Source organism: Methylobacterium sp. J-059, from assembly GCF_022829485.1.
Classification (GTDB): domain Bacteria; phylum Pseudomonadota; class Alphaproteobacteria; order Rhizobiales; family Beijerinckiaceae; genus Methylobacterium.
Window position 1 is genome coordinate 106,276 of record NZ_JAKSYA010000167.1, and the last position, 23,260, is coordinate 129,535.

General features: G+C 71.5%; 22 protein-coding genes and 1 tRNA gene. 11 read left to right on the top strand and 12 right to left on the bottom strand.

Annotation, left to right across the window (positions count from 1 at the left end):
* Positions 1–7: 7 nt before the first annotated feature.
* Positions 8–1,105: a redox-regulated ATPase YchF gene (gene ychF / locus MKK55_RS25640; RefSeq protein ID WP_147727243.1), complete on the top strand. Its 1,098-nt coding sequence runs from the start codon at positions 8–10 to the stop codon at positions 1,103–1,105.
* Positions 1,106–1,116: 11 nt separating this feature from the next.
* On the top strand, positions 1,117–2,121 hold the full coding sequence (locus tag MKK55_RS25645; protein WP_243938346.1) for a MaoC family dehydratase: 1,005 nt from the start codon (positions 1,117–1,119) through the stop codon (positions 2,119–2,121).
* A 13-nt stretch (positions 2,122–2,134) separates the two neighbouring features.
* Here MKK55_RS25645 and MKK55_RS25650 read toward each other — a convergent pair whose 3' ends face one another.
* Both MKK55_RS25650 and MKK55_RS25655 read right to left on the bottom strand, forming a co-directional pair.
* Positions 2,135–3,133 (bottom strand): AraC family transcriptional regulator, encoded by a 999-nt coding sequence (locus MKK55_RS25650; protein WP_243938348.1) that lies wholly within the window; start codon positions 3,131–3,133, stop codon positions 2,135–2,137.
* Between the two features lie 160 nt (positions 3,134–3,293).
* Positions 3,294–5,951, bottom strand: a complete 2,658-nt coding sequence (locus MKK55_RS25655) for an MGH1-like glycoside hydrolase domain-containing protein (protein ID WP_147727240.1) — start codon at positions 5,949–5,951, stop codon at positions 3,294–3,296.
* A 456-nt stretch (positions 5,952–6,407) separates the two neighbouring features.
* Between MKK55_RS25655 and MKK55_RS25660 the strand changes: the two genes are divergently transcribed.
* On the top strand, positions 6,408–7,244 hold the full coding sequence (locus MKK55_RS25660) for a transglutaminase-like domain-containing protein (protein ID WP_243938350.1): 837 nt from the start codon (positions 6,408–6,410) through the stop codon (positions 7,242–7,244).
* On the opposite strand, the gene MKK55_RS25665 is transcribed toward MKK55_RS25660, so the two are convergent.
* Positions 7,241–8,095, bottom strand: coding sequence for a type 1 glutamine amidotransferase (locus MKK55_RS25665; RefSeq protein WP_243938352.1), 855 nt, complete (start codon positions 8,093–8,095; stop codon positions 7,241–7,243). The two genes, MKK55_RS25660 and MKK55_RS25665, sit on opposite strands and share 4 nt — an antisense overlap.
* Before the next feature lie 251 nt (positions 8,096–8,346).
* Here MKK55_RS25665 and MKK55_RS25670 point away from each other — a divergent pair, with 251 nt between their 5' ends.
* The 4 genes from MKK55_RS25670 (at position 8,347) to MKK55_RS25685 (ending at position 12,432) form a co-directional block, all read left to right on the top strand.
* Complete coding sequence (locus MKK55_RS25670) at positions 8,347–9,849, top strand: ATPase domain-containing protein (RefSeq protein WP_243938354.1); 1,503 nt, start codon at positions 8,347–8,349, stop codon at positions 9,847–9,849.
* Entirely contained in the window at positions 9,846–11,900 is a 2,055-nt protein-coding gene (locus MKK55_RS25675) for an ATP-binding protein (RefSeq protein WP_243938356.1), read from the top strand. The genes MKK55_RS25670 and MKK55_RS25675 overlap by 4 nt, the downstream gene beginning before the upstream one ends.
* A gap of 38 nt (positions 11,901–11,938) precedes the next feature.
* Positions 11,939–12,268: a DMT family transporter gene (locus tag MKK55_RS25680; RefSeq protein ID WP_147842700.1), complete on the top strand. Its 330-nt coding sequence runs from the start codon at positions 11,939–11,941 to the stop codon at positions 12,266–12,268.
* Positions 12,269–12,348: 80 nt separating this feature from the next.
* Positions 12,349–12,432: transfer RNA gene (locus MKK55_RS25685), tRNA-Tyr, on the top strand.
* A gap of 174 nt (positions 12,433–12,606) precedes the next feature.
* Here the strand turns inward: MKK55_RS25685 and MKK55_RS25690 are convergent.
* From MKK55_RS25690 to MKK55_RS25700, 3 genes are read right to left on the bottom strand one after another with little or no spacing between them, the layout of a single operon-like run.
* Positions 12,607–13,350 carry a YggS family pyridoxal phosphate-dependent enzyme gene (locus tag MKK55_RS25690; protein WP_243938358.1) on the bottom strand — a complete coding sequence of 248 codons (744 nt, stop codon included), beginning with the start codon at positions 13,348–13,350 and terminating at the stop codon, positions 12,607–12,609.
* 48 nt (positions 13,351–13,398) lie between these two features.
* Positions 13,399–13,719, bottom strand: a complete 321-nt coding sequence (locus tag MKK55_RS25695) for a HigA family addiction module antitoxin (RefSeq protein ID WP_243938360.1) — start codon at positions 13,717–13,719, stop codon at positions 13,399–13,401.
* A 32-nt stretch (positions 13,720–13,751) separates the two neighbouring features.
* Positions 13,752–14,033, bottom strand: a complete 282-nt coding sequence (locus tag MKK55_RS25700) for a type II toxin-antitoxin system RelE/ParE family toxin (protein WP_243938362.1) — start codon at positions 14,031–14,033, stop codon at positions 13,752–13,754.
* Between the two features lie 151 nt (positions 14,034–14,184).
* Here MKK55_RS25700 and leuS point away from each other — a divergent pair, with 151 nt between their 5' ends.
* Positions 14,185–16,785 (top strand): leucine--tRNA ligase, encoded by a 2,601-nt coding sequence (leuS, locus tag MKK55_RS25705; RefSeq protein WP_243938364.1) that lies wholly within the window; start codon positions 14,185–14,187, stop codon positions 16,783–16,785.
* A 180-nt stretch (positions 16,786–16,965) separates the two neighbouring features.
* Here the strand turns inward: leuS and MKK55_RS25710 are convergent, their stop codons facing one another.
* The 3 genes from MKK55_RS25710 to MKK55_RS25720 all read right to left on the bottom strand — a co-directional run bounded on the left by MKK55_RS25710 (position 16,966) and on the right by MKK55_RS25720 (position 18,955).
* On the bottom strand, positions 16,966–17,331 hold the full coding sequence (locus MKK55_RS25710; RefSeq protein WP_147727221.1) for a response regulator: 366 nt from the start codon (positions 17,329–17,331) through the stop codon (positions 16,966–16,968).
* A gap of 150 nt (positions 17,332–17,481) precedes the next feature.
* Positions 17,482–18,051 carry a hypoxanthine phosphoribosyltransferase gene (gene hpt / locus MKK55_RS25715; RefSeq protein WP_147727220.1) on the bottom strand — a complete coding sequence of 190 codons (570 nt, stop codon included), beginning with the start codon at positions 18,049–18,051 and terminating at the stop codon, positions 17,482–17,484.
* Between the two features lie 79 nt (positions 18,052–18,130).
* Positions 18,131–18,955 (bottom strand): zinc-ribbon domain-containing protein, encoded by an 825-nt coding sequence (locus tag MKK55_RS25720; RefSeq protein WP_243938366.1) that lies wholly within the window; start codon positions 18,953–18,955, stop codon positions 18,131–18,133.
* A gap of 149 nt (positions 18,956–19,104) precedes the next feature.
* Here MKK55_RS25720 and ftsE point away from each other — a divergent pair, with 149 nt between their 5' ends.
* From ftsE to MKK55_RS25735, 3 genes are all read left to right on the top strand, one after another.
* Complete coding sequence (gene ftsE / locus MKK55_RS25725; RefSeq protein ID WP_147729645.1) at positions 19,105–19,848, top strand: cell division ATP-binding protein FtsE; 744 nt, start codon at positions 19,105–19,107, stop codon at positions 19,846–19,848.
* Positions 19,848–20,819: a cell division protein FtsX gene (locus MKK55_RS25730; protein ID WP_147842704.1), complete on the top strand. Its 972-nt coding sequence runs from the start codon at positions 19,848–19,850 to the stop codon at positions 20,817–20,819. Before ftsE ends, MKK55_RS25730 begins: the two co-directional genes overlap by 1 nt.
* A gap of 181 nt (positions 20,820–21,000) precedes the next feature.
* A complete protein-coding gene (locus MKK55_RS25735) occupies positions 21,001–21,798 on the top strand; it encodes a YdcF family protein (protein WP_243938368.1) in 798 nt (265 codons plus the stop codon).
* A 118-nt stretch (positions 21,799–21,916) separates the two neighbouring features.
* On the opposite strand, the gene MKK55_RS25740 is transcribed toward MKK55_RS25735, so the two are convergent.
* The 3 genes from MKK55_RS25740 to MKK55_RS25750 all read right to left on the bottom strand — a co-directional run.
* Positions 21,917–22,573, bottom strand: a complete 657-nt coding sequence (locus tag MKK55_RS25740) for a hypothetical protein (protein WP_243938370.1) — start codon at positions 22,571–22,573, stop codon at positions 21,917–21,919.
* A 61-nt stretch (positions 22,574–22,634) separates the two neighbouring features.
* Positions 22,635–23,021 carry a hypothetical protein gene (locus MKK55_RS25745; RefSeq protein WP_147729483.1) on the bottom strand — a complete coding sequence of 129 codons (387 nt, stop codon included), beginning with the start codon at positions 23,019–23,021 and terminating at the stop codon, positions 22,635–22,637.
* Between the two features lie 27 nt (positions 23,022–23,048).
* The coding region (locus MKK55_RS25750) for a hypothetical protein (protein WP_243938372.1) at positions 23,049–23,260 on the bottom strand (212 nt) is incomplete at its 5' end.

Here is a 23,260-nt window from a genome sequence, read left to right on the forward strand (position 1 = left end):
GAATATCATGGGCTTCAAATGCGGCATCGTCGGCCTGCCGAACGTCGGCAAGTCGACCCTCTTCAACGCGCTGACGCAGACGGCGGCGGCGCAGGCCGCCAACTATCCGTTCTGCACCATCGAGCCCAACGTCGGCGACGTGGCGGTGCCCGACCCGCGGCTCGACGACCTGGCGAAGATCGCCGCCTCGAAGGAGATCATCCCGACGCGGCTGACCTTCGTCGACATCGCCGGCCTCGTGCGCGGGGCCTCGAAGGGCGAAGGGCTCGGCAACCAGTTCCTCGCCAACATCCGCGAATGCGACGCGATCGCCCACGTGGTGCGCTGCTTCGACGACGGCGACGTCACCCATGTCGAGGGCAAGGTCGACCCGGGCGCCGACATCGAGACGATCGAGACCGAGCTGATGCTGGCCGACCTCGACAGCCTGGAGAAGCGCGTCTTCGCCCTGGAGAAGCGGGCCCGCGGCGCCGACAAGGAGGCCAAGGAATTCCTGGACCTCGTCAACCGCGCCCTGCCGTACCTGCGCGAGGGCAAGCCCGCCCGCATGGTCGCGCGCAAGCCCGAGGAGGAGCGCCTGTTCCAGCAGCTCGGCCTGATGACGGCCAAGCCCGTGCTCTACGTCTGCAACGTCGACGAGGGCGACGCCGACAAGGGCAACGCCTACTCAAAGGCGGTGCAGGAGCGCGCGGCGGCGGAGGGCGCCCAGGCGGTGGTGGTCTCGGCCAAGATCGAAAGCGAGATCGCGGTGATGCCGGCCGCCGACCAGGGCGACTACCTCGAGGCGGTGGGGCTGGCCGAGCCCGGCCTGAACCGGGTGATCCGCGCCGGCTACGACCTGCTCGGGCTGATCACCTACTTCACCGTCGGCCCGAAGGAGGCCCGCGCCTGGACGATCACCAAGGGCACCCGCGCGCCCGCGGCGGCCGGCGTGATCCACACCGACTTCGAGAAGGGCTTCATCCGCGCCGAGACCATCGCGTTCTCCGACTACACCGCGCTGAAGGGCGAGTCCGGCGCGCGGGACGCCGGCAAGCTCCGCCTCGAGGGGAAGGAGTACCTCGTGCAGGACGGCGACGTGCTGCATTTCCGCTTCGCCAACTGAGACGCGCGCCCATGCCCGGCCCCGACACGTCCGGCCTCCACTTCGAGGATTTCGCCGCCGGCCAGGTCCGCACCGGCGCGCCGCTGACGGTGAGCCGCGACGACATTGTCGCCTTCGCCCGCGCGTTCGATGCGCAGCCGTTCCATCTCGACGAGCGGCTCGCGGAGACGACCTTCGCCGGGCGGCTGATCGCGTCGGGCTGGCACACGGCCTCCCTCGGCATGCGGCTGCTGCAGGCCGGGCCGATGGGCGGGCACTCCTCGCTCGGATCGCCCGGCATCGCCGAGCTGCGCTGGCTGAAGCCGGTGCTGCCGGGCGATACGCTCTCCGCCACCCTGCGCGTCGACGAGACCCGCGCCTCGGCCTCGAAGCCCGACCGGGGCTTCGCCGCCTGCCTGCTCACCCTGGAGAACGGCCGCGGCGAGGCGGTGATGACCCAGGCCTTCACCGTGATGCTCGCCCGGCGCGGGGCCGAGCCGGCGCCGCCGCGGATCGTAGAGACCGGCGTCCCGCCCGCGGTGGTCGAGCCGGACGACGCCGAGATCCTGCCGTTCCTGAAGGACGCGGCGATCGGCGCGACCCGCGATCTCGGCGCCTACGCCTTCCCGGCCGACGCGATCCTGGCCTTCGGCCGCGCCTACGACCCGCAGGTGTTCCACACCGATCCCGAGGCCGCCAAGGCGACGCATTTCGGCGGGCTGTGCGCCTCGGGCTGGCACACGGCCGCGGCCTACATGAAGCGGCTGCTCGCGACCCGCGCCCGCGACCACGCCCACACCGCCGCCCGCGGGCAGGCGCCGACCACCGGCCCGTCGCCGGGTTTTCGCGACATGCGCTGGCTGAAGCCCGTCTATGCCGGCGACACCGTGCGCTACGCCACGACGCTCACCGACAAGCGCGCCTCCGCCTCCCGCCCCGGCTGGGGCCTCGCCTTCGCCGACAACGTCGGCGTCAACCAGCGCGGCGAGACCGTATTCTCGTTCAAAAGCTCGGTGTTCTGGCAGTGGGCGCCGTGAGGCGGGCGCAGGGTCAGTCCCGCGGGCCGGCATCGCGCCGTGCCTCGGAGGGCGTGCGCCCATAGGCACGCCTGTAGCGTTGCCCGAAGTCGCTCATGTGCACGAAGCCCCACCGCCGGGCGATCTCCGCGATCGTGATCTCGGGATCGAAGGCGGAGGTCAGGTCCTCGTGGGTGCGCGCGAGCCGCCGCTCGGTGATGAACGCGATCGCCGTCTGCCCCATCCGTTGACGGAACTGGCTCTGGAGGGAGCGGACGCTGAGCCCGGCCGCCGTCGCGATGAGCGACAGGGTCATGGGCCGCGAGAGGTTCGCCTCGATGAACTCGAGAGCGATGCCGAAGCGCGACGCGGAGGCGTCCGTCGCCGGGGCCGGTGCCACGCGCGCGCGCTTCGGCCAGACGGACAGCAGCTGATAGCTGAGGATCTTCTGGATCAGCGGAAACGCGATGTCGCCGCCGCGATCCGACGCCTGCCCGCGGCGCTGCACCTGCCGCATCATGTGGAACAGGGCGATCATGCCCGGCGTCGAGACATCGGCGATCGGCTCGAAGGACGGCACGCCGTGCTGTCCGCCCGTCAGCGCGGCGTTGGCGGCCGCGAGCGCTTCGAACGTGATCGTGCCGTTGATCGCGTTGAAGGCCTGCGAGGCCTGGATCTCGCCGACCTCCTCGAAGCCGACGAGGGTCGCATGTTTCGGCGTGCCGCGCGTCCTGCCCGCATGATTGCGGTAGGTGATGTGCCCGTTCGCGATGAATCGGACCGTCATCATGTCGGAATCGACCCTGGGCTTGCTGATGAAGCCGCTGGACGAGCGGGTTTCCCACAAGCACAGGGTGCTGCCCTTGCTGCCGATCATCTGGATGTCGGGCTTGACCGAGCGGAGCACGTCGAAGTTGATCGCGAAGCTGCTCAGGTCGTTGAAGCTCTGAAGCTGGCGCGCGGAAGCGATGCGGGCGGCGAATCCGTTCTGCGGAAGCCACGCGGCGCGGTGGTTCGAAGCCTGACCCGTCATCCCGTCAACGTGAAGCCCGTGCCTGCGAACCTGTCCCGATCGCGTCGCCCATGATGACATCCCGCGGCCGCGTCCGCCAATCGCGGGCGTCCACGCAGGGATCCCGGGCGGAGCGCACCGTGCGAAAGCCCCGCCGGGACCCGCCCCGCTGGACGATGCCCTAGGCACCCCCGCGCTGCGCCCGGTGGTGCAGCAGGTTGACGATCAGCGCGGTCCAGCCGGTCTGGTGCGAGGCGCCGAGACCGCGGCCGGTGTCGCCGTCGAAGAACTCGTGAAACAGCAGCGCCTCCTCGGCGCCTTCGGCCGACGGGATCGGCGCGCGCGCGCCGTGGACCGGGCGGCGGCCCTCCGCGTCCTTGGCGAACAGGCCGATCAGGCGCTCCTGCAGGGCGTCGGCGATGGCGGCCAGCGTGCACATCGCGCCCGAGCCGGTCGGGAACTCCACCAGGAAGTCGGTGCCGTAATAGGAGTGGAAGCGGCGCAGCGCCTCGATGATCAGGTAGTTCGTCGGCATCCACACCGGCCCACGCCAGTTCGAGTTGCCGCCGAACATGTTCGAGGTCGAATCGGCCGGGTCGTAGCGCACCGTGAAGGAGGCGCCGAACTCGTTGAGCACGTAGGGCTGGTCGCGGTGCGCCTTGGAGAGCGAGCGCACGCCGAAGGGCGAGAGGAACTCGGCCTCGTCGAGCATGCGCCGCAGCAGCGCCTTCATCCGGTGGCCGCGCAGCAGCGACAGCAGCTTTCGGTCGCCGACGCCGCCCTCGTCCCAGCGCGAGACCAGGCAGGCGAGGTGCGGGCGGTTCTCCAGGAGCCAGTTGAGGCGCCGGGCGAAGTCCGGCAGGCGCTGGAGCACGAAGGGCTCGATCACCTCCACCGCGAACAGTGGCACGAGCCCGACCATCGAGCGCACGCGCAGCGGCAGCATCCCGCCGCCGGGCATGTCGACCTCGTCGTAGTAGAACGCGTCCTCCTCGTCCCAGAGGCCGAAGCCCTCGCCGCCCATGTCGGTCATCGCCTCGGCGATGAGGAGGAAGTGCTCGAAGAACTTCGAGGCGGTGCTCTCGTAGACGTCGTTGTGGAGCGCGAGCTCGAGGGCGATGCGCATCATGTTGAGCGCGTACATCGCCATCCAGGCGGTGCCGTCGGCCTGGTGCACCATGCCGAAGCCCGGCGGCGGGCGCGAGCGGTCGAACACGCCGACGTTGTCGAGCCCGAGGAAGCCGCCCTGGAACACGTTGCGGCCGCCGGCATCCTTGCGGTTCACCCACCAGGTGAAGTTGATCAGCAGCTTGTGGAAGACGCCTTCGAGGAAGGCGAGGTCGCCGCGGCCGCCGCGCCGGTCGCGGTCGATCTCGAACACCCGGTAGGTCGCCCAGGCGTGGACCGGCGGGTTGGTGTCGGAGAACTCCCACTCGTAGGCCGGGAGCTGGCCGTTGGGGTGCATGTACCATTCGCGGGTCAGCAGCAGGAGCTGCTTCTTGGCGAAGTCCGGGTCGAGCAGCGCCAGCGGCAGGCAGTGGAAGGCGAGGTCCCAGGCGGCGAACCACGGATATTCCCACTTGTCGGGCATCGAGAGCACGTCGGAGGCGGCGAAGTGGCGCCACTGCGTGTTGCGGCCGCCGTCGCGCTCCCGCGGCGGCACCGGCTGGAGCGGGTCGCCCTGCAGCCAGCGCCGCACGTCGTAGGCGTAGAGCTGCTTCGACCAGATCAACCCGGCGGAGGCCTGCCGGAAGATCGCGCGCGCGTCCGCATCCGCGATTCCGTCCTGCAGGTCGTCGTAGAACGCGTCCGCCTCGGCGATGCGGCGGTCGCGCACGGCGTCGTCGGCGTCGATCGGGCGCGTCCGCGTCCCGGCGGAGAGCCGCAGGCGCACCCGCCGGGTCTCGCCGGGCGCGAGGCGAAGCGCGTAGTGCAGGCCGAGCTTGGTTCCGGCGTCGCGGCGGACCGCCGCGGCGTCGCCCTCGACGATCGCGGCGTGGAGCCCGTCCTTGAACGGGCCCTCGGCCTCCGGCTGGCCGGCGTGCCGGCGCAGGTTGGTGTCGTTCTCGCAGAACAGCACCTCGGGCTCGCCCTCGAAGGCCAGCCGGTAGCGCCCGAGCCGCGGGTGCTCGCAGGCGATGCCGCCCTCCGGATGGCGCGCGATCCGGGGCCGCGGCAGCGCGCCGTCGTTCCGCCACGACCAGGTGTTGCGGAACCAGAGCTGCGGCACGAGGTGGAGATCGGCGGCATCCGCGCCGCGGTTCGTCGCGGTGATCGTGGCGTGGACGTCGTCGACGTCCGACTTGGCGTATTCCACCGTCACGTCGAAGAAGCGCGACCCCTCGAACAGGCCGGTCTCCTCGATCTCGTATTCCGGCACCTCGCGGCTGCGCTGCAGCCCCTCGCGCACGAGGTCCTCGTAGGGGTAGGCCCCCTGCGGATAGCGGTAGAGGAACTTCAGGTAGGCGTGGCTCGGGACCGCGTCGAGGTAGTGGTAGATCTCCTTGACGTCCTCGCCGTGGTTGCCCTCCTCGTTGGTCAGGCCGAACAGGCGTTCCTTCAGGATGCGGTCGCGCCCGTTCCACAGGGCGAGCCCGAGGCAGAGCTGCCCGCGCTCGTCGCAGATCCCCGCGAGCCCGTCCTCGCCCCAGCGGTAGGCGCGCGAGCGGGCCTCCTCGTGGGTGAGCGAGCGCCACGCGTTGCCGTCGCGGCTGTAATCCTCGCGCACGGTGCCCCATTGCCGCTCGCTGAGATACGGCCCCCACAGCGACCATGCCCGCTCGCCGCGCGCCTGCTCGGCGATGCGGCGGCGCTCCGCCCAGGCGATCGCCTCGCTCATGCGCGGGACCCGCGGCCCGGCGCGGGGCGGGCGTCGGCCCCGGCGCCGCGAAGGATCGCCCCGACGGGCCTGGGGGAATGCGGAGGAACGGTCATGACATCCCGAGGGGCCGATGGATCGATGCCCCGCCCCGGATGCATCATCAGAGCCAGTCGGCGGGCCGGCACGGAAATCGGGCCGACCGCGCGTCCCGGGCGTCCGGAGCTTCGGCGCGTGGGCCGGCCGGATCGGACCCGTGCCGAGGCTCGAGCCCGGGCCGACACCTTCGTCTGCGGATGACGAGGTCTGTCGACCGGCAGCAACGTCGGCGGCTCGAGCGATGAAGACTGCCTTTAATCTGGGCAGAACCTGCGCCGGAAGCACGCCTGATCTGCGGAACCTCGCGTATCGGCTCGGTGTTCAACGGCTACCTGCGACCCTACCTGCGACACCACGCGCGGCTTCCACGGATCTACGATGCTCGTCCAGACCGGTTTCACCATCGCCTTCAACACCTTCGGCCCGACCCCGATGAACCTGCTGCTGAACGTGCGGCCGGAGCGCCGGGCCGACCTCGTCACGCCCGAGGTCATCGCCTTCGATCCGCCGGTGCCGGCGACGCAGCACGTCGACGCCTTCGGCAACGTCTGCACCCGCATCGTCGCGCCGGGCGGCCGGATCACCATGTCGGCCGACTTCACCATCGGCGATTCCGGCGAGCCCGACGCGTTCGCGCCGCAGGCCCGCCAGCACCCGGTGCAGGACCTGCCCGACGACGTGCTGCCGTTCCTCCTCGACTCGCGCTACTGCGACACCGACAAGCTCTCTGCCACCGCTTGGTCGCTGTTCGGCGCGACGCCGGAGGGCTGGGCCCGCGTGCAGGCGATCGTCGACTTCGTCCACAACCACCTGCGGTTCGACTACCAGCTGGCCGACAACACCCGCACCGCCCATGACGGCTACGTCCAGCGCGTCGGCGTCTGCCGCGACTTCGCCCACCTGGCGATCGCGCTGTGCCGCTGCATGAACATCCCGGCCCGCTACGCCACCGGCTATCTCGGCGACATCGGCGTGCCGAAGGACCCGGCGCCGATGGATTTCTCGGCCTGGTTCGAGGTCTATCTCGGCGATCGCTGGTACACGTTCGACGCCCGCCACAACACGCCGCGCATCGCCCGCATCGTCATGGCGCGCGGGCGCGACGCGACGGACTGCGCGCTCACCACCAGCTTCGGCACCGCCTACCTGATGCAGTTCGACGTGCACACCGACGAGGTGTCGCCGGACGCGGGCGCCATGGCCGAGGCGGCCTAAGGCGCGCCGGCACCCGTCTCGACCAGCCGGTCGAGGAAATTGCCGATCTCGCGGCGTCTCTGGTCCGGCTCCAGGACGTCGGCGCCGAGCCCGTGCCGCCAGGCGAGCGGGCCGGCCGCCGCGCCGCCCGCGTGGAGCGCGGCGATCTCCGCGGCATAGGCCGAGACCGCGGCGGCATCGGGCGCAAGGCCGGCCTCGACCACGTCCGCGGCGCTGACCCGCAGCATCGCCGCGAGCTCGTCGAAGTCGAGCTCGGGGTGGTACTGCGTGCCCCAGAACAGGCCGCCGCCGTGCGGGATCTCGATCGCCTGCACCTCGAGCAGCGCGTTCCCGGCCAGCACTCGCGCGCCCGGCGGCGGCGCGATCACCGCGTCCGAATGGATCGCCGGCGCGTCCCAGGCCGCGCCCCGGCCCGACAGCAGCGGGTGGCCGCGGCCCTCCGCCGTCGCCGTGATGCGGCGGGCGAAGCCGTATTCCGGCCCGCGCGGATTGGGGCCGACGTCGCCGCCGGCGACGACCGCGGCCAGTTGCGTCCCCCAGCACGAGCCGAACACCGGCAGCCCGGCCTCCAGAGCCGCGCGCATCAGGTCGCACTGGCGCGTCACCGCCGGGCTGCGCTCGCCGACCTTCAGGGGCGAGCCGGTGAAGATCACGCCGTCGTAGGCGGTAAGCGCCGTGCCGTCGGGCAGGGCGGCGTCGGCGTCGGCCGGGCTGAGCAGCCGGCATTGCGCCTCCGGGCGATAGGCGTGGACGACGTCGGCGTAGGATTCGGCCGAGGTGCGGCCGGTGACCGCGACGTGCTGGGCGCGGTCGTCGCGCGTGTTGCCGTCCGCGATGAGCAGTCGAAGCATGGGGGCCTTGCGGGAGATCGTCGGAATCCGGTCACGGGCAACGTCCGGCGCCGCCCGATGGTGCTGCGGCATAGGTGCAGCCGCGACGCCGGGCGTGATCCGGCGCCGGTCCGGACCATCGCCGCGGTGCCCGCCATCCGAGGGTCTCGGGACCTATCGACGGCTGCCGCGTTGAGGCAGGGCCGTTCCTGAGGCAAAGCACTCCCTCAGGGGCCGCCGGCCGAGCGCCCGATCCACCCTGCGTGATGACGATGACGACTGATCAGACACCGCGCGCCGCCCCCTACGTCCGGGACACCCTGTCGACCGGGATCGCCGGGCTCGACGACGTCCTGTCCGGCGGCCTGACCAAGGGGCGGCTCTACCTGCTCGAGGGCACGCCCGGCGCCGGCAAGACCACGCTCGCCCTGCAGTTCCTGCTCGACGGCGTCGCGCACGGCGAGAAGAGCCTCTACGTCACCCTGTCGGAGAGCGCCGAGGAGCTGCGGGCCTCGGCGGCGTCGCATGGCTGGTCGCTCGACGGCGTCGAGCTCTACGAGCTCGTCAACGAGCTCGGCCTCGACCCCGAGAGCGAGCAGTCGATCCTGCACCCCTCCGAGGTGGAGCTCGGCGAGACCGTCCGCGAGGTCATCGAGCGGGTGGACGCGCTGCAGCCGAACCGCGTGGTGTTCGACAGCCTGTCCGAATTGCGGCTGCTCGCCCAGAACCCGCTGCGCTACCGCCGCCAGATCCTGGCGCTGAAGCAGCTCTTCGCGGCGCGGGGCTGCACGGTGTTCCTGCTCGACGACGGCACCACCGACGTGCAGCTCCACAGCATCGCGCACGGCGTCCTGCTCCTGGAGCACACCCCGCGCGAGTTCGGCGCGGGACGGCGCCGCCTCCGCGTCCTGAAGATGCGCGGCGTGAAAGCGCGGGGCGGGTACCACGACTTCGTCCTCGAGACCGGCGGGATCGAGGTGTTCCCGAGCCTGATCGCCGCCGAGCACCACGCCGACTTCGCGCCGGTGACGGTCACGACCGGCGCGCCGGGCCTCGACCTCCTGCTCGGCGGCGGGCTGGTGCGCGGCACCAACACGCTGCTGCTCGGGCCGTCCGGGGCCGGCAAGACCACGACCGCGGTGCGCTGCATGCTGGCGGCCCTGGAGCGGGGCGAGAAGGCCACCTACTTCCTGTTCGACGAGGGCCGGGCGACCCTGCTGGCGCGCGCGGCCATCCTCGGGATGGACCTGCAGCCGCACATCGCCGACGGCGACCTCAGCATCGCGCAGATCGATCCGGCCGAGCTGGCGCCGGGCGAGTTCGCCTGCCGCGTCCGCGAGGCGGTGGAGCGGGACGGCGCGTCCTGCGTCGTCGTCGACAGCCTCAACGCCTACATCCACGCGATGCCGGGCGAGCAGTTCCTGATCCTGCAGATGCACGAGCTGCTGACCTACCTGAACCAGAAGGGCGTCACGACCCTGCTGGTTCTCGGGCAGCACGGCGTCATCGGCGAGGTCCGCTCCGACATCGACCTGAGCTATCTCAGCGACGGCATCCTCCTGTTCCGCTACTTCGAGGCCAAGGGCGAGGTCCGCACCGCGCTCTCGGCGGTCAAGAGCCGGGTCAACGCGCACGAGCGCACGATCCGCGAGCTGAGGCTCTCCCGCAACGGGATCCAGATCGGGGAGACGCTGACCGACTTCGAGGGCGTGCTCTCGGGCCTGCCCGCCTACGGCGGCAAGGTCGCGATGCTGCGCAGCAACACGGCGGAATGAGCCGGCCCGGCCCCGACGAGACCCGCGTCCTCATCCTGGCGCCGCGCGGACGCGACGCGGTGGTGATGGAGCAGCTGCTGGCCAAGTCTGGCACCGCCGCCACGGTCTGCGCCGACGGGGCCGCGTGGCTCGCCGGCCTCGAGGCTTCGGCCGGCTCGGCGATCGTCACCGAGGAGGCGCTGGCCGAGGTCGACCCGGACGCTCTCGCGGCCTGGATCGATCGCCAGCCGCCCTGGTCGGACTTCCCGTTCATCATGCTGGCGACGCGCCAGGCGGGGCGCCGCCCGGCGCGGGGGGCGGCCATGGTGGAGCGCCTCGGCAACGTCGTGCTGCTGGAGCGCCCGATCAACGCCGAGACCCTGATCAGCGCCGTCGCCTCGGCGCTGCGGGTGCGGCGGCGCCAGTACCAGGCGCGCGGGCACATCCGCGAGCGCGAACAGGACCAGGAGCGCCTGCGCGTCGCCAACGAGACCCTGGAGCGGCGAGTCGCCGAGCGCACCCGCGAGGTCGAGGCCGCCCGCGAGACCCTGGCCTTCGCCCTCGATTCCGCCGGCATGGGAACCTGGGACCTCGACCTCCTCACCGACACCGCCCGCCGGTCGGCCCGCCACGACGCGATCTTCGGCTACGACGCGCCGCTCCCGCATTGGGGCCGGCAGACCTTCCTCGCCCACGTCCACCCGGAGGATCGGGAGGCGGTGACGGCGGCCTTCGCGCAGGCGGCGCGGGCGGGGACGCTCGACATCGAATACCGGATCGTGCGCCCCGACGGGGCCGTGCGCTGGATCGCGGCCAAGGGCCGGGCGGAATACCGCGCCGACGGCACGCCGGTCCGCATGGCCGGCATCGTCCTCGACCGCTCCGACCAGCGCAACACCGAGGAGGCGCTGCGCCAGGCGCAGAAGATGGAGGCGATCGGCCAGCTCACCGGCGGCGTCGCGCACGACTTCAACAACCTCTTGACGGTCATCGTCGGCGGCCTCGACATGGTCCTGCGCAAGCCCGACAACGTCGAGCGGGTCAAGCGCCTCGCCGACGCCGCGATGACGGCGGCCCGGCGCGGCGAGCAGCTGACGCAGCAGCTCCTCGCCTTCTCGCGCCGGCAGATGCTGCGGCCGCAGACGCTGAACCCGAACCGCCTGCTCATCGACTTCCGGCCGCTGGCCGAGCGCGCCGCCGGCGCCGCGATCGAGCTCGCCTTCGACCTCGACCCCGCCCTCGACCCGATCCGTGTCGACCCCGCCCAATTCGAGGCGGCGATCCTCAACCTCGTCGTCAACGCCCGCGACGCGATGGAGGCGGGAACCGGCAGCGCCCGGATCGAGGTCCGCAGCCGCAACGTCCGGCTCGACACCGCGGCCGTCGCCGACAAGGGGGTGCCGCCGGGCGCCTATGTCGAGATCGCGGTGTCCGACACCGGCAGCGGCATCGCGCCGGACCTGATGGCGCGGGTGTTCGAGCCGTTCTTCACCACCAAGGAGGTCGGCAAGGGCACCGGCCTCGGCCTGAGCCAGGTCTACGGCTTCACCCGCAGCGCCAAGGGCTTCGTCGCGATCGAATCCGAGGTCGGGCGCGGCACCACCTTCCGCCTGCGCTTCCCGCGCTCGGCCGACCCCGCCGGCGAGGAGACGGGCATGGGCGAGCGCGGCGTGCTGCCGCTGCGCCGCGCCGGCGAGGGCGAGACCGTGCTGCTCGTCGAGGACGACGAGCAGGTCCTCACCATGGCCGTCGAGAGCCTGGAGGAGCTGCGCTACAAGGTCGTCGTCGCGCGCAACGCGGCCGAGGCGCTGGCCCATCTCAAGGATGTCCAGCGCATCGACATCCTGTTCTCGGACGTGATGATGCCCGGCGGCATGAACGGCTCGCAGCTCGCCGCCGAGGCGCAGCGCCTGCGGCCCGGCCTCAAGGTCCTGCTCACCTCGGGCTACGTCGCCGACCTCGACGAGGGCCAGGTCATCGGCCGTGGCGAGCTGCCGGTGCTCAACAAGCCCTATCGCCGCGACGAGCTCGCCCGGTCGCTCCGCCTCGTCCTCGGGGCCGACGACGCCTGAATGGGCCGCCGATCCGACGAACCGGGAGTGCAGCGGCCGTGAACTGGATCTATCTGGCGATCGCGATCGTCGCCGAGGTGATCGGCACCAGCGCGCTGAAGGCCTCCGCCGGGTTCTCGCGGCCGGTGCCGCTGCTGATCACGGTCGCGGGCTACGGCGTCGCGTTCTTCTTCCTCGCGCTCACCCTGCGGACGATCCCGATGGGGGTCGCCTACGCGGTCTGGTCGGGCGTCGGCATCGTCCTGATCTCGCTCGTCGGCTGGCTGGTGTTCCGCCAGGGCCTCGACGCCCCGGCCCTGATCGGCCTCGGCCTGATCGTCGCCGGCGTGGTGGTGATCAACGGCTTCTCGAGCACCGCCGGGCACTGAGCCGCCGGCCGCGCCGCACGGTTGACACGCCGCCCCCCCCTCACCATAAGGGCCCCGCGCGGCCCGATGGGCTGTCCTTTGGGGGAATGTCCCGAGCGGCAAAGGGGGCGGACTGTAAATCCGCTGCGTAAGCTTCGTAGGTTCGAGTCCTACTTCCCCCACCACGTCCTTCCTTGCGATCATCACCGGCACCGTCCTGCTTCGCACGGGCCTTGGCCGCGCCGGGCGAGCCTCCGGGCGGTCCGTGACGGCGGCGGATTTCGCCCTGCGACCGCAGGGTCCGCCGGCTCGCCCAAGGCAACCTTCCGTCGTCGTTGTCGGCGACGGCCCGGCGCGGATCAGGCCTTCCGCGTCCGCGCCCCGAAGATCGACGTGCCGACCCGGACATGGGTAGCGCCCATCTGGATCGCGGCCGGGTAATCGGCGCTCATGCCCATCGAGAGGATCGGCAGGTTGTGCCGCCGGGCGAGCGCGGCGAGCAGGGCGAAGTGGGCCGAGGGCGGGTCCTCCACCGGCGGCACGCACATCAGCCCCTGGATCGCCAGCCCGTGAGTGCCAACGCATTCGGCGAGCAGCACGTCGAGGGCGTCGGGCGAGACGCCGCCCTTCTGCGGCTCGTCCCCGGTGTTGACCTGGATCAGCAGCTTCGGCGTGCGCCCCGTGCGGGCGATCTCCTTGGCCAGCGCCGCGGCCAGGGAGAGCCGGTCCAGCGAATGGATCACCTCGAACAGCTCGACCGCCTCGCGCGCCTTGTTCGATTGCAGCGGCCCGACGAGGTGGAGCTCCACGTCCGGGTAGCGGTCCTTGAGCGCGGGCCACTTGGCCCGCGATTCCTGCACGTAGTTCTCGCCGAACAGGCGCTGGCCGGCCTCGAGGGCCGGCAGGATGCCCTCGGCCGGCACGGTCTTCGAGACGGCGATGAGGCGGATGCCGGCGGGATCGCGCGCGCAATCCTCGCTCGCCCGGGCGATCCCGGCCAGCACCTCGGCGAGGCCCGCGGCGACGTCGGCCTCGCCGACGGGCGGCTTGCCGGAGATCGGCGGCTCCGAGGTCGGGGGCGTATCGATCGGCGTGTCGGTCATCGGGGTCCTTCGGGCGGGGCCGCGGCGGTCCCCGGCCGGACAAATTGTCTACGCGGCTTCGCGTTCCAGCGGGACGATCCTGTCGACGGCCGGGCCGATCGCGGCGCGTGCGGTCTCGATATCGTAATCGTTCTGAAGGTTGACCCACATCTGCGGATCCAGGCCGAAATACCGTCCCAGGCGAAGGGCGGTGTCGGCGCTGATCCCCATCTCCTCGCGGGCGATCCGCTCGATCCGGGTGCGCGGCACGCCGCAGGCCTTGGCGATGCCGTAGGCCGTGAGCCCGAGCGGCACCATGAATTCCTCGCGCAACACCTCGCCCGGGTGCATCGGCGGCAGGACGATGTCGGTCTCGTATTCGATGCTCATCACCCACCTCCTCGCGAGCCCGATGCCGCCGCTCAGTGATAATCGGTGATCTCCGCTTCCTCCGGACCGGACGCGGTCCAACGAAAGCAGAGACGGTACTGATCGTTGATCCGAATCGCGTGCTGGCCGGCCCGGTCCCGGGTCAGCGCGTGCAACCGGTTGCCCGGCGGGTGCCTCAACCCGTCGAGGGAGGTCGCCGCGTTCAGGACGCGGAGCTTGCGTCGCGCGGTCTCCAGGATTTCGGCCGGGAAACCCTTCGGATGGCGGCCGAGGAAGACCGCCCGCGTCCTCTCGTCGGAAAAGCTGCGGATCACGGCACGTCCTCGTGCCCTTAGTATCTCTTGGCGATACGTCTCGGTCAAGAGCGGGCCTCGCCCCGAGATCCGTTGGCCGAGCCCGCCGCGAATGTGCTAACGCCGCCGCTTCCCCGGTCCGCCCCGCCCGATCCCGGTTTTCGACGACGCCATGACCCATCCTCCCAGCCACCAGACCCTCGAGCGCTACAACGCCAAGGATTCCGAGCCGCGCTGGCAGGAGGCCTGGGCGCAGGCGCGGCTGTTCGAGACCGACAACGCCGACGCCCGCCCGAAATACTACGTGCTGGAGATGTTCCCCTATCCGTCGGGGCGCATCCACATGGGCCACGTGCGGAACTACGCGATGGGCGACGTGGTGGCGCGCTACAAGCGGGCAAAGGGGTTCGCGGTGCTGCACCCGATGGGCTGGGACGCCTTCGGGCTGCCGGCCGAGAACGCCGCGATCGAGCGGAAGACCAACCCGCGGGACTGGACCTACGCCAACATCGCGACGATGCGCGGGCAGCTGCAATCCATGGGCCTGTCGCTCGATTGGAGCCGCGAGATCGCGACCTGCGATCCGGACTACTACAAGCACCAGCAGCGCATGTTCCTCGACTTCCTCGGCAAGGGGCTGGTCACGCGCCGCACCGCCAAGGTGAACTGGGACCCGGTCGACCACACCGTGCTCGCCAACGAGCAGGTGATCGACGGGCGCGGCTGGCGCTCGGGTGCGCCGGTCGAGCAGCGCGAGCTGACGCAGTGGTTCTTCAAGATCACCGATTTCGCGCAGGATCTCTACGACGCGCTCGACGGTCTCGAGCGCTGGCCGGAGAAGGTCCGGCTGATGCAGCGGAACTGGATCGGGCGCTCGCAGGGGTTGCAGGTCCGGTTCGCCCTCGCGACGGCGGTCGAGGGGGTCGGCGAGGCGATCGAGGTCTACACCACCCGGCCAGACACCCTGTTCGGCGCGCGCTTCCTGGCGATCGCCGCCGACCATCCCGTGGCGGCGGCCCTGTCCGGCGCGAACCCGGCGCTGCAGGCCTTCGTCGACGAATGCCGGCGCATGGGCACGGCGCAGGCGGCGATCGACACGGCGGAGAAGCTCGGCTTCGACACCGGGCTCACCGTGCGCCATCCGCTCGACCCGTCCTGGACGCTGCCGGTCTACGTCGCGAACTTCGTGCTGATGGAGTACGGCACCGGCGCCGTCTTCGGCTGCCCGGCGCACGACCAGCGCGATCTCGACTTCGCCAACAAGTACGGCCTCGGCAACACCCCCGTGGTCTGCCCCGAGGACCAGGATCAGGACAGCTTCGTCATCACCGACACCGCCTTCGACGGCGACGGGCGGATGATCAACTCGCGCTACCTCGACGGCATGACGACGGGCGAGGCCTTCGAGGCGGTGGCGAACCGCCTGGAGGCGGAGGTCCTCTCCGGCCGGCCGGTCGCGGCCCGCAAGGTGCAGTTCCGCCTGCGCGACTGGGGCGTGTCGCGCCAGCGCTACTGGGGCTGCCCGATCCCGATCATCCACTGCGAGGCCTGCGGCCCCGTGCCGGTGCCGGTCGCCGACCTGCCGGTGAGGCTGCCCGAGGAGGTCTCGTTCGACCAGCCCGGCAACCCGCTGGAGCGCGACCACGCCTGGCGCACCGTGCCGTGCCCGTCCTGCGGCGCGGCGGCGCGGCGCGAGACCGACACGATGGACACCTTCGTCGACTCGTCCTGGTACTACGCCCGGTTCACCGCGCCGTGGCTCGCCGACCGGCCGACCGACCCGGCGGCGGTGAATCGCTGGCTCGCCGTCGACCAGTATATCGGCGGCATCGAGCACGCGATCCTGCACCTGCTCTACGCGCGCTTCTTCATGCGGGCGATGCAGGCGACCGGCTGGTCCGGCGTCTCGGAGCCGTTCGCCGGCCTGTTCACCCAGGGCATGGTCGTCCACGAGACCTACAAGGACGCGGTCGGCGCCTGGGTGCCGCCGGCGGAGGTGCGGTTCTCGACCGAAGACGGCGAGCGCCGCGGGTTCCACGTGAAAACCTCGGCGCCCATCGCGATCGGCCCGATCGAGAAGATGTCGAAGTCGAAGAAGAACGTCGTCGACCCCGACGACATCATCGCCTCCTTCGGCGCCGACACCGCGCGCTGGTTCATGCTCTCGGATTCGCCGCCGGAGCGCGACGTGATCTGGACGGAGGAGGGCGTGCAGGGCGCCGCCCGCTTCGTGCAGCGGGTGTGGCGGCTGGTGAACGCCGCCGTCTCGGCCACCGGATCGGGCGGCGGCGACGCGGCCTTGCGCAAGGCCGCGCACAAGGCGCTCGCCGCCTTCGGCGAGGATGTCGAGCGCCTGCGCTTCAACCGCTGCGTCGCCCACGTCTACACCCTCGCCAACGCCCTCGAGGACGCGTTCCGCGGCGGCGCCTCGGCGGCGGCCGGCCGCGAGGCCGCCGGCATCCTGGTCCAGCTGATCGCGCCGATGATGCCGCACCTGGCCGAGAGTTGCTGGGCGGTGCTCGGCCGCGACGGGCTGGTCGCGCAGGCGCCGTGGCCCGGCTTCGACCCCGCTTTGCTGGTCGAGGATACGGTCGCGCTCCCGGTGCAGGTCAACGGCAAGAAGCGCGCCGACGTCACCGTCCCGCGCGACGCCGACGCGGCGGCCGTCGAGGCCCTGGTGCTCGCCGACGAGGCGGTGCGGCGGGCGCTCGAAGGCCGGACGCCCCGCAAGGTCATCGTCGTGCCCGGGCGGATTGTGAACCTGGTGGTGTGAGGGATCCCACCGTCGGCCCCTCAACGCGCTCCGTCATTCCGGGGCGCCGCAGGCGAGCCCGGAATCCAGAGCCGCCGGGACGGGTGATCGAGGCACGATCAGCGGTTCTGGATTCCGGGCTCTGCTTCGCAGCCCCGGAATGACGGGGAGGGATCGACGCAAGGCCTCGCCGGCTGCCCCTCAGGCCGCGAGCGCCCGGCTCACCGTGGCGCGCAGGTCCGCCAGCGAGAACGGCTTCGTCAGCACGTCGGTGACGATGGCGTCGAGGCCGCGCGCGCGCTCGCGCTGGTCGGCGAAGCCGGTCATCAGCAGGATGGTCAGGTCGGGGAAGTCGCGCTTGGCCGCGAGCGCCAGCGCGATGCCGTCCATCAGCGGCATGCGGATGTCGGTGAGCATCAGGTCGAAGGCGCCGTCGGATTCGTTCAGCCGGTCGAGGCCGTCGCTGCCGTCGATCGCCGTGACCACGGCATGGCCGTCGATCTCGAGGCCTCGCTTGAGGAAGCCGCGGACCGTCTCTTCGTCATCCACCAGAAGGATGCGCGCCATGTCGCCTGTATTCGATCCACCGAGGGAAGGCCGTCCGGCCCGGACACGTCTAGAGATCGTCTAAACATCGGCCGTCCTGTCAAGACATTTGAGGACGAAAAGCCTGGAAGTGCCGGAGGGTTGCGAAAATGCCGCGTCCCGAAACGCGGTTCAGGCCCCGCCGAACAGGTCCGGATCTTGGCTGTCGTAGTCGACGACGCCGACGAAGGGGAGCTGGCGGAAGGCGTGGGCCGCATCCATGCCGTAGCCGACGACGAAGGCGTCGGGGCAGGTGAAGCCGACGAAGTCGGCGTCGATCTGCACCGCGCGCTTGCCCGGCTTCTCGAGCAGCACCGCGGTGAGGACGCGCGAGGCGCCGCGGGCCATCAGCAGGTCCTTGGCGAAGACCACCGTGCGGCCGGATTCGAGGATGTCGTCGACGAGCAGCACATCGCGGCCGCGCACCTCGCTCTGGACGTCGCGCAGGATCTCGACCTGGCCGGAGGAGATCGTGCCGGTGCGGTAGCTCGACAGGTGCACGAACTCGACCTGCGGCGACAGCCCGACCCGGTGCAGGGCCCGCAGCAGGTCGGCGGCGAACATGAAGCTGCCCTTCAGCACCGCCACCACGAGCAGGTTCTGCGGGGCGGCCGCCTTGATCTCGCGGGCCAACGCCTCGTTGCGCGTGGCGATGGTGGCTTCGTCGAAGAGGACGCGGACGCGTCGGGAGGGCGTGGTCATGCGCCTCCATACCCTATTCCGGCGCCGTCCGGCCACGGCCCGCCGGCGGAAAATCGACGGCGGCGCGGTCGCCCGCGACCTACTCCGCTTTCGCCGTCTCGGGTCTGGCCGTCTCCGGCCTGCCCGTCTCCGGCTTGACCGCATCCGAGAACCGGACCTCGATGCCGCGGCCCTGCTCGGGCGGATCGGAAAACCGGCCAGCGAATCGCGCGGTCTCGCCCTGCGCCAGCCGGCTGCGCGGCGGGGCGATGGTGTAGGTCCGCACGACGCCCGCGGCGGCGTCGCGCATCACGACGCTGATCGGCGGCACCGGCACGCCGCCGCGGGCGATGCCGACGAGGTCGCCCTCGACCGCGAGCTCGGCCGGCTTCTCGCCGTCGGCCGGGGTGCGGACGGCGGCGACGTCCCGGATCTCGAGGCCGCGCAGGTTCACCGGCAGGCCGATGCGGGCGAACAGCCCGGCCGCCTGCGGCAGCGCCTGCACCACCGGCACGCGGGCGAGGCAGGCGAGCGGGATCGCGGCCAAAACTACGAGGCAGGCGGCCAGGGCCGGCGACAGCCCGGCGATCCCGCCCTTGCCCTGGTTCCGGCCGAGCGGCTTGTAGCCGAGCTTGGCCTTCTTCGCCCGCGTGCCGCGCGGCGGTGCGGGGACGTTGTCGATGGTGTCGGCCGTCGCGGCGCTGCGCACCGCGGCGGCGGCCTCGGCCCAGGCATCCTCGGAGACCGTCTCGTCGGCGCCGGGGCTGGCGGCCTGCAGCTCGGCCTCGTGGGCGGCGATCACCTCGGCCGGCGACACGAACCAGGTCTCGCGGCAGGCGGCGCAGCGCACCGAACGCCCCTCGGTGCCGACGCGGGCGGTCTCGATGCGATATTCGCTGGCGCAGGTCGGGCAGACGATCAGCATACGCGGCACGCTCGTTGGCGGGGGCAGCCGGGCGGGACCTGCGGCGAAAACCCTTGGGCGATCGTCTTCGGTTAGGGTTAAGCTCCGGTGAAACCGCCGGCAGCCGGCTTGAAATGGCCATGCGCGGCGGTCATCCCGGTGCGGACGGCATGGACCGGGACGGAACGGGAGCGAACGGGCCCTTGCGCGAAACGGCGACGACGAAAAGCCTGCTCTCCGGGGCGGAAGGGCCTGTGGTCCAGTTCGAGAACGTCGGCATGCGCTACGGCCTCGGGCCGGAGGTGCTGTCCGACGTGAGCTTCCGCATCCAGCCGCACTCGTTCCAGTTCCTCACCGGGCCGTCGGGGGCCGGCAAGACGACGCTGCTGCGGCTGATCCTGCTCTCGGTGCGCCCGACCCGCGGGCTGGTCTCGGTGTTCGGCAACGAGGTCAGCGGCATCTCCAGCGCGTCGCTCACCGGCCTGCGCCGCCGCATGGGCGTGGTGTTCCAGGATTTCCGCCTGCTCGACCACCTCACGACCTACGAGAACGTGGCGCTGCCGCTGCGCGTCCAGGGCCGGGCCGAGACCAGCTACCGGGCCGAGGTCGTTGAGCTGCTGCGCTGGGTCGGCCTCGGCGAGCGCATGCACGTGCTGCCGCCGCTGCTCTCGGGCGGCGAGAAGCAGCGCGCGGCCATCGCCCGGGCGCTCATCGCCCGGCCCGACCTGCTGCTCGCCGACGAGCCGACCGGCAACGTCGACCCGAGCCTCGGGCGCCGCCTGCTGCGGCTCTTCCTCGAGCTGAACAAGCTCGGCACCTCGGTGATCATCGCCACCCACGATTTCGGGATCATGGACTCGGTCGATGCCCGCCGGATGGTGATCGGCGACGGCCGCCTGCGGATCGAAGGCTGATGGACACGACCCGCGAACGCAGCCAAGCCGCCAGGACGGCCCCGGACAGGGCCGCGGTCGATCCGGCGCTCCCCCCGACCCTGCGGCGCAACGCGCCCCTGGTCCCGACCGATTCGGCTGCGAGCCGCTCGCTCGCCGCCGTCATCGCCATCCTCACCTTCCTCGCGGGCCTGTGCGCGGGCGCGGCCGAGATCGTCGCGTCGAGCGCCGGCCAGTGGCAGGGCACCGTGGCGCAGGAGGTGACGATCCAGGTACGCCCGGCCCCCGGCCGCGACCTCGACGCCGACATCGCCCGGGCCGACGCCATCGCCAAGGCCGAGCCCGGCATCGCCGCGACGCGGGTGTTCTCCAAGGCGGAGGCCGAGCGCCTGCTCGAGCCCTGGCTCGGCAGCGGCCTCGACCTCTCCGACCTGCCGGTGCCGCGCCTGATCACCCTGAAGCTCGGCGACCAGTCCCCCGACCTCAAGCACCTGCGCGCCGGCCTCGCCGAGGCGATGCCGGGGGTCGCCAGCCTCGACGACCATGCGCTCTGGCTGCAGCGGCTCTCGACCGCGGCCAACACCTTCGTCGGCATCGGCGTCGGCATCGTCGCGCTGGTGCTGGTCGCCACCGGCCTCGCGGTGGCGTTCGCCACCCGCGGCGCCATGGCCGGAAACCGCGAGGTGGTGGAGGTGCTCCACTTCGTCGGCGCCGACGACGACTTCATCGCCCGCGCCTTCCAGCGCCGCTTCTTCGGGCTGGGGCTGCGCGGCGGGATCATCGGCTCGGCCGCGGCGCTCGCCGCCTTCGCGCTGGCCGGGCTGCTCGCCCGCACCTGGCGCTCGGGGCCGGCGGGCGACGAGGTCGAGGCTTTGTTCGGCGCCTTCCACATCGGCTGGCGCGGCTATGCCAGCGTGATGGCGATCGGCGTCATCGCCTCGCTCGTCACCGCCGTGATCTCCCGGCTGACCGTGCGGCGGTTCCTGGCCTGAGTCGCGCGTCCGGCCGGTCCGGCACCGCGCCCCGCCGGGGATCGGGGACGAACGGTTCCGAAAATCCCCGTGATCGGAAGTGCTTGGCCGTGCGTTAACCCTCCGGAAAGGTTTTGCGTCCGCAAATGCCGCCTCCGCCCCGCCGCAATCGGCGCTATTCTCCCGGAGCATGACCACGCGTATGGCGCGCGCCTTCGATCCGAGACAGGCCGGCCCCGGCGCCGAGCTCACGGGCTGGGCCTGGGACGCCCGCCCAAGGGCGATGTCGGCGGCCGCGCCCGCCGCGCGGGCCGCCGGCCCGGTGGCGCTGACGATCCTCGGCCTCGCCGGCCTCGGCGCGGTCGCGCTGCTCGCCGGCTTCCTCGCCTTCGTCGCCGCGCTCGACCGCAGCGAGCGGGTGCCGCAGGGCCGTGCCGACGGGATCGTCGCGCTGACCGGCGGCGCCCAGCGCATCGGCGACGCGATCGACCTGCTGGCCGGCGGCTACGGCCGGCGCCTGCTGATCACCGGCGTCAACGAACGCACCAGCCGCGACGAGATCGCCCGGCTCAACCCGACGCAGCGCCACTGGATCGATTGCTGCGTCGACCTCGACTACCGCGCGCGCAACACCATCGGCAACGCCATCGAGACCCGGCGCTGGATGCGCCACAACCGCTTCAGCACCGTCGCGGTGGTGACCTCGAACTACCACATGCCGCGGACCCTGATCGAGCTCGACCACGCGCTCCAGGGCGCCGACCGGATCGTGCCCCATCCGGTGATCGCCGAAGGCTTCGACGCCGCCGATTGGTGGCACAGCCCCTCGGCGACCAAGCTGCTGGCGTCCGAATACCTGAAGTTCCTGGTCGCCTGGGTCCGCACCCGCTTCGAGACCGACCCGGAAAGCTCGCGCGTCGCGATCCTGATCGGCCGCGGCAAGCCGGTAAAGGCGCCGGTGCGGATGGTCGCCGAGCCGCTGCTGCGCGATCTGCAGTAGGCCGGCCGCGCCGCTCGCCGGCCCCACCTCATGAAAAAGCCCTGCGTGCCGGGGCATCGCAGGGCTGATCGGGGGCACCGTCGCCGAGGCGACGGGCCGATCGAAGGCTGAGCGTCGCTCAGAGCGGCTTGGCGGGGTAGGTCCGCACGCCGGGGCGGGCGGCCGCGCCCGAAGGAACGCCCTGGCTCGCCGTCGCGCCGGACGGGTCGGACGCGGTCAGCGCCGGGCCGCTCCAGCCCTCGGACCGCCAGCTCTGCGACCGCTCGTCGACGTTGACCGAGCCGTGCTGCTCGAGGATGTCCATCGCCGTCGTGGCGTGGGCGTCGTCCGTGCGCACCGTCACCAGGGTGCCGCCGCGGCGGATGCCCTCGTTGTAGGTGTGGGCGTCGTTCTCGCTGATCCCGGCGCCGGTGAGCGCGCCGACGAGGCCGCCCGCGGCCGCGCCGATGCCGGCGCCCGTCAGGGTCGCAACCAGCCAGCCGGCCGCCACGACCGGCCCGACGCCGGGGATGGCGAGCAGGCCGAGGCCGGTGAGGAGGCCGGTCGCGCCGCCGACCACCGTGCCGAGCGAGGCGCCGGTCCCGGCTCCCGTCTCGGCCTTGTGGGCAGTCTCGGCATGGTCGCCCATGCCGAGCCGGCCGGCATGCCGGTCGCCCTCGTTGTTGCTGACGACGCTGATGTCGCCGTGCGAGATGCCGGCCGCCTCGAGGCGGGACACCGCGGTGCTGGCCGCGTCGTAATCGTCGTAGAGCGCCGTGATGGTTTGCTGAGCCATGGTCAAATCCTGGATGTCGTGGGAATTGCGTGCCTGCGCCTCAGCCGTCCGGGGACGGCGATCACTGCGCGGCGACGTTGCCCTTGAAGTCGACGCCGACCTTGACCGGCTTGCCGTTCAGCATCGCGTCGCCGCGCCAGATGCCCTTGTCGTCCTTCATCAGGCCGCGGACGTCCTTGTAGCCGGCATCCTCGAGGCGCTTGTGCGTCTGGGCTTCCGTGAAGCTGTTGGCGCCTTCCTCCAGCTTGGCATGCGCGGCCGCGTTGGCGGTGGCGGGCTTGCCGGCGTCGGGCCTGTCGGTGTTCGGACGCGTGACGGCTTCCTGGCCACCGGACTTCTCGCTGGACTTGGCGTCCGGAGCGGGGTTGCCCGTCGTCGTGGTCTGTGCGGACACGGTGCCCGTACCGAGAAGGGTGACGAGCGCGATGGCGGTCAGATAGCGTTGCAAGGCGGTTTCCTCTACTGTTGGTCCCCTTCAATTCCTTCGTGGCGCGAAGCGTTCCACTTTATATTTTGCGAGAACATCGTGTCGGCGGCTAACGACGGCGACGAGCTTTGCGATCACGCACGGCTTGCTTGGGAAATATTTCGCAGCGGTTGCCGCAGCGTGCGCGATGACCAGGACGCGCGCGAAACATCGCGCTCTTCCCTCCTCCCGACGGATCTCGGGCTTGCCCGAGATCCGCA

Excerpts from the sequence above, each read along its gene's own strand:
- ftsE (WP_147729645.1), top strand. The coding sequence starts at position 19,105 with ATGGACCGGGACGGAACGGGAGCGAACGGGCCCTTGCGCGAAACGGCG.
- MKK55_RS25650 (WP_243938348.1), bottom strand. The coding sequence starts at position 3,133 with ATGACGGGTCAGGCTTCGAACCACCGCGCCGCGTGGCTTCCGCAGAAC.
- MKK55_RS25675 (WP_243938356.1), top strand. The coding sequence starts at position 9,846 with ATGAGCCGGCCCGGCCCCGACGAGACCCGCGTCCTCATCCTGGCGCCG.
- MKK55_RS25690 (WP_243938358.1), bottom strand. The coding sequence starts at position 13,350 with ATGACCGACACGCCGATCGATACGCCCCCGACCTCGGAGCCGCCGATC.
- MKK55_RS25670 (WP_243938354.1), top strand. The coding sequence starts at position 8,347 with ATGACGACTGATCAGACACCGCGCGCCGCCCCCTACGTCCGGGACACC.
- MKK55_RS25720 (WP_243938366.1), bottom strand. The coding sequence starts at position 18,955 with ATGCTGATCGTCTGCCCGACCTGCGCCAGCGAATATCGCATCGAGACC.
- MKK55_RS25710 (WP_147727221.1), bottom strand. The coding sequence starts at position 17,331 with ATGGCGCGCATCCTTCTGGTGGATGACGAAGAGACGGTCCGCGGCTTC.
- MKK55_RS25645 (WP_243938346.1), top strand. The coding sequence starts at position 1,117 with ATGCCCGGCCCCGACACGTCCGGCCTCCACTTCGAGGATTTCGCCGCC.
- MKK55_RS25695 (WP_243938360.1), bottom strand. The coding sequence starts at position 13,719 with ATGAGCATCGAATACGAGACCGACATCGTCCTGCCGCCGATGCACCCG.
- MKK55_RS25735 (WP_243938368.1), top strand. The coding sequence starts at position 21,001 with ATGGCGCGCGCCTTCGATCCGAGACAGGCCGGCCCCGGCGCCGAGCTC.
- MKK55_RS25740 (WP_243938370.1), bottom strand. The coding sequence starts at position 22,573 with ATGGCTCAGCAAACCATCACGGCGCTCTACGACGATTACGACGCGGCC.
- ychF (WP_147727243.1), top strand. The coding sequence starts at position 8 with ATGGGCTTCAAATGCGGCATCGTCGGCCTGCCGAACGTCGGCAAGTCG.
- leuS (WP_243938364.1), top strand. The coding sequence starts at position 14,185 with ATGACCCATCCTCCCAGCCACCAGACCCTCGAGCGCTACAACGCCAAG.
- MKK55_RS25655 (WP_147727240.1), bottom strand. The coding sequence starts at position 5,951 with ATGAGCGAGGCGATCGCCTGGGCGGAGCGCCGCCGCATCGCCGAGCAG.
- hpt (WP_147727220.1), bottom strand. The coding sequence starts at position 18,051 with ATGACCACGCCCTCCCGACGCGTCCGCGTCCTCTTCGACGAAGCCACC.
- MKK55_RS25730 (WP_147842704.1), top strand. The coding sequence starts at position 19,848 with ATGGACACGACCCGCGAACGCAGCCAAGCCGCCAGGACGGCCCCGGAC.
- MKK55_RS25665 (WP_243938352.1), bottom strand. The coding sequence starts at position 8,095 with ATGCTTCGACTGCTCATCGCGGACGGCAACACGCGCGACGACCGCGCC.
- MKK55_RS25660 (WP_243938350.1), top strand. The coding sequence starts at position 6,408 with ATGCTCGTCCAGACCGGTTTCACCATCGCCTTCAACACCTTCGGCCCG.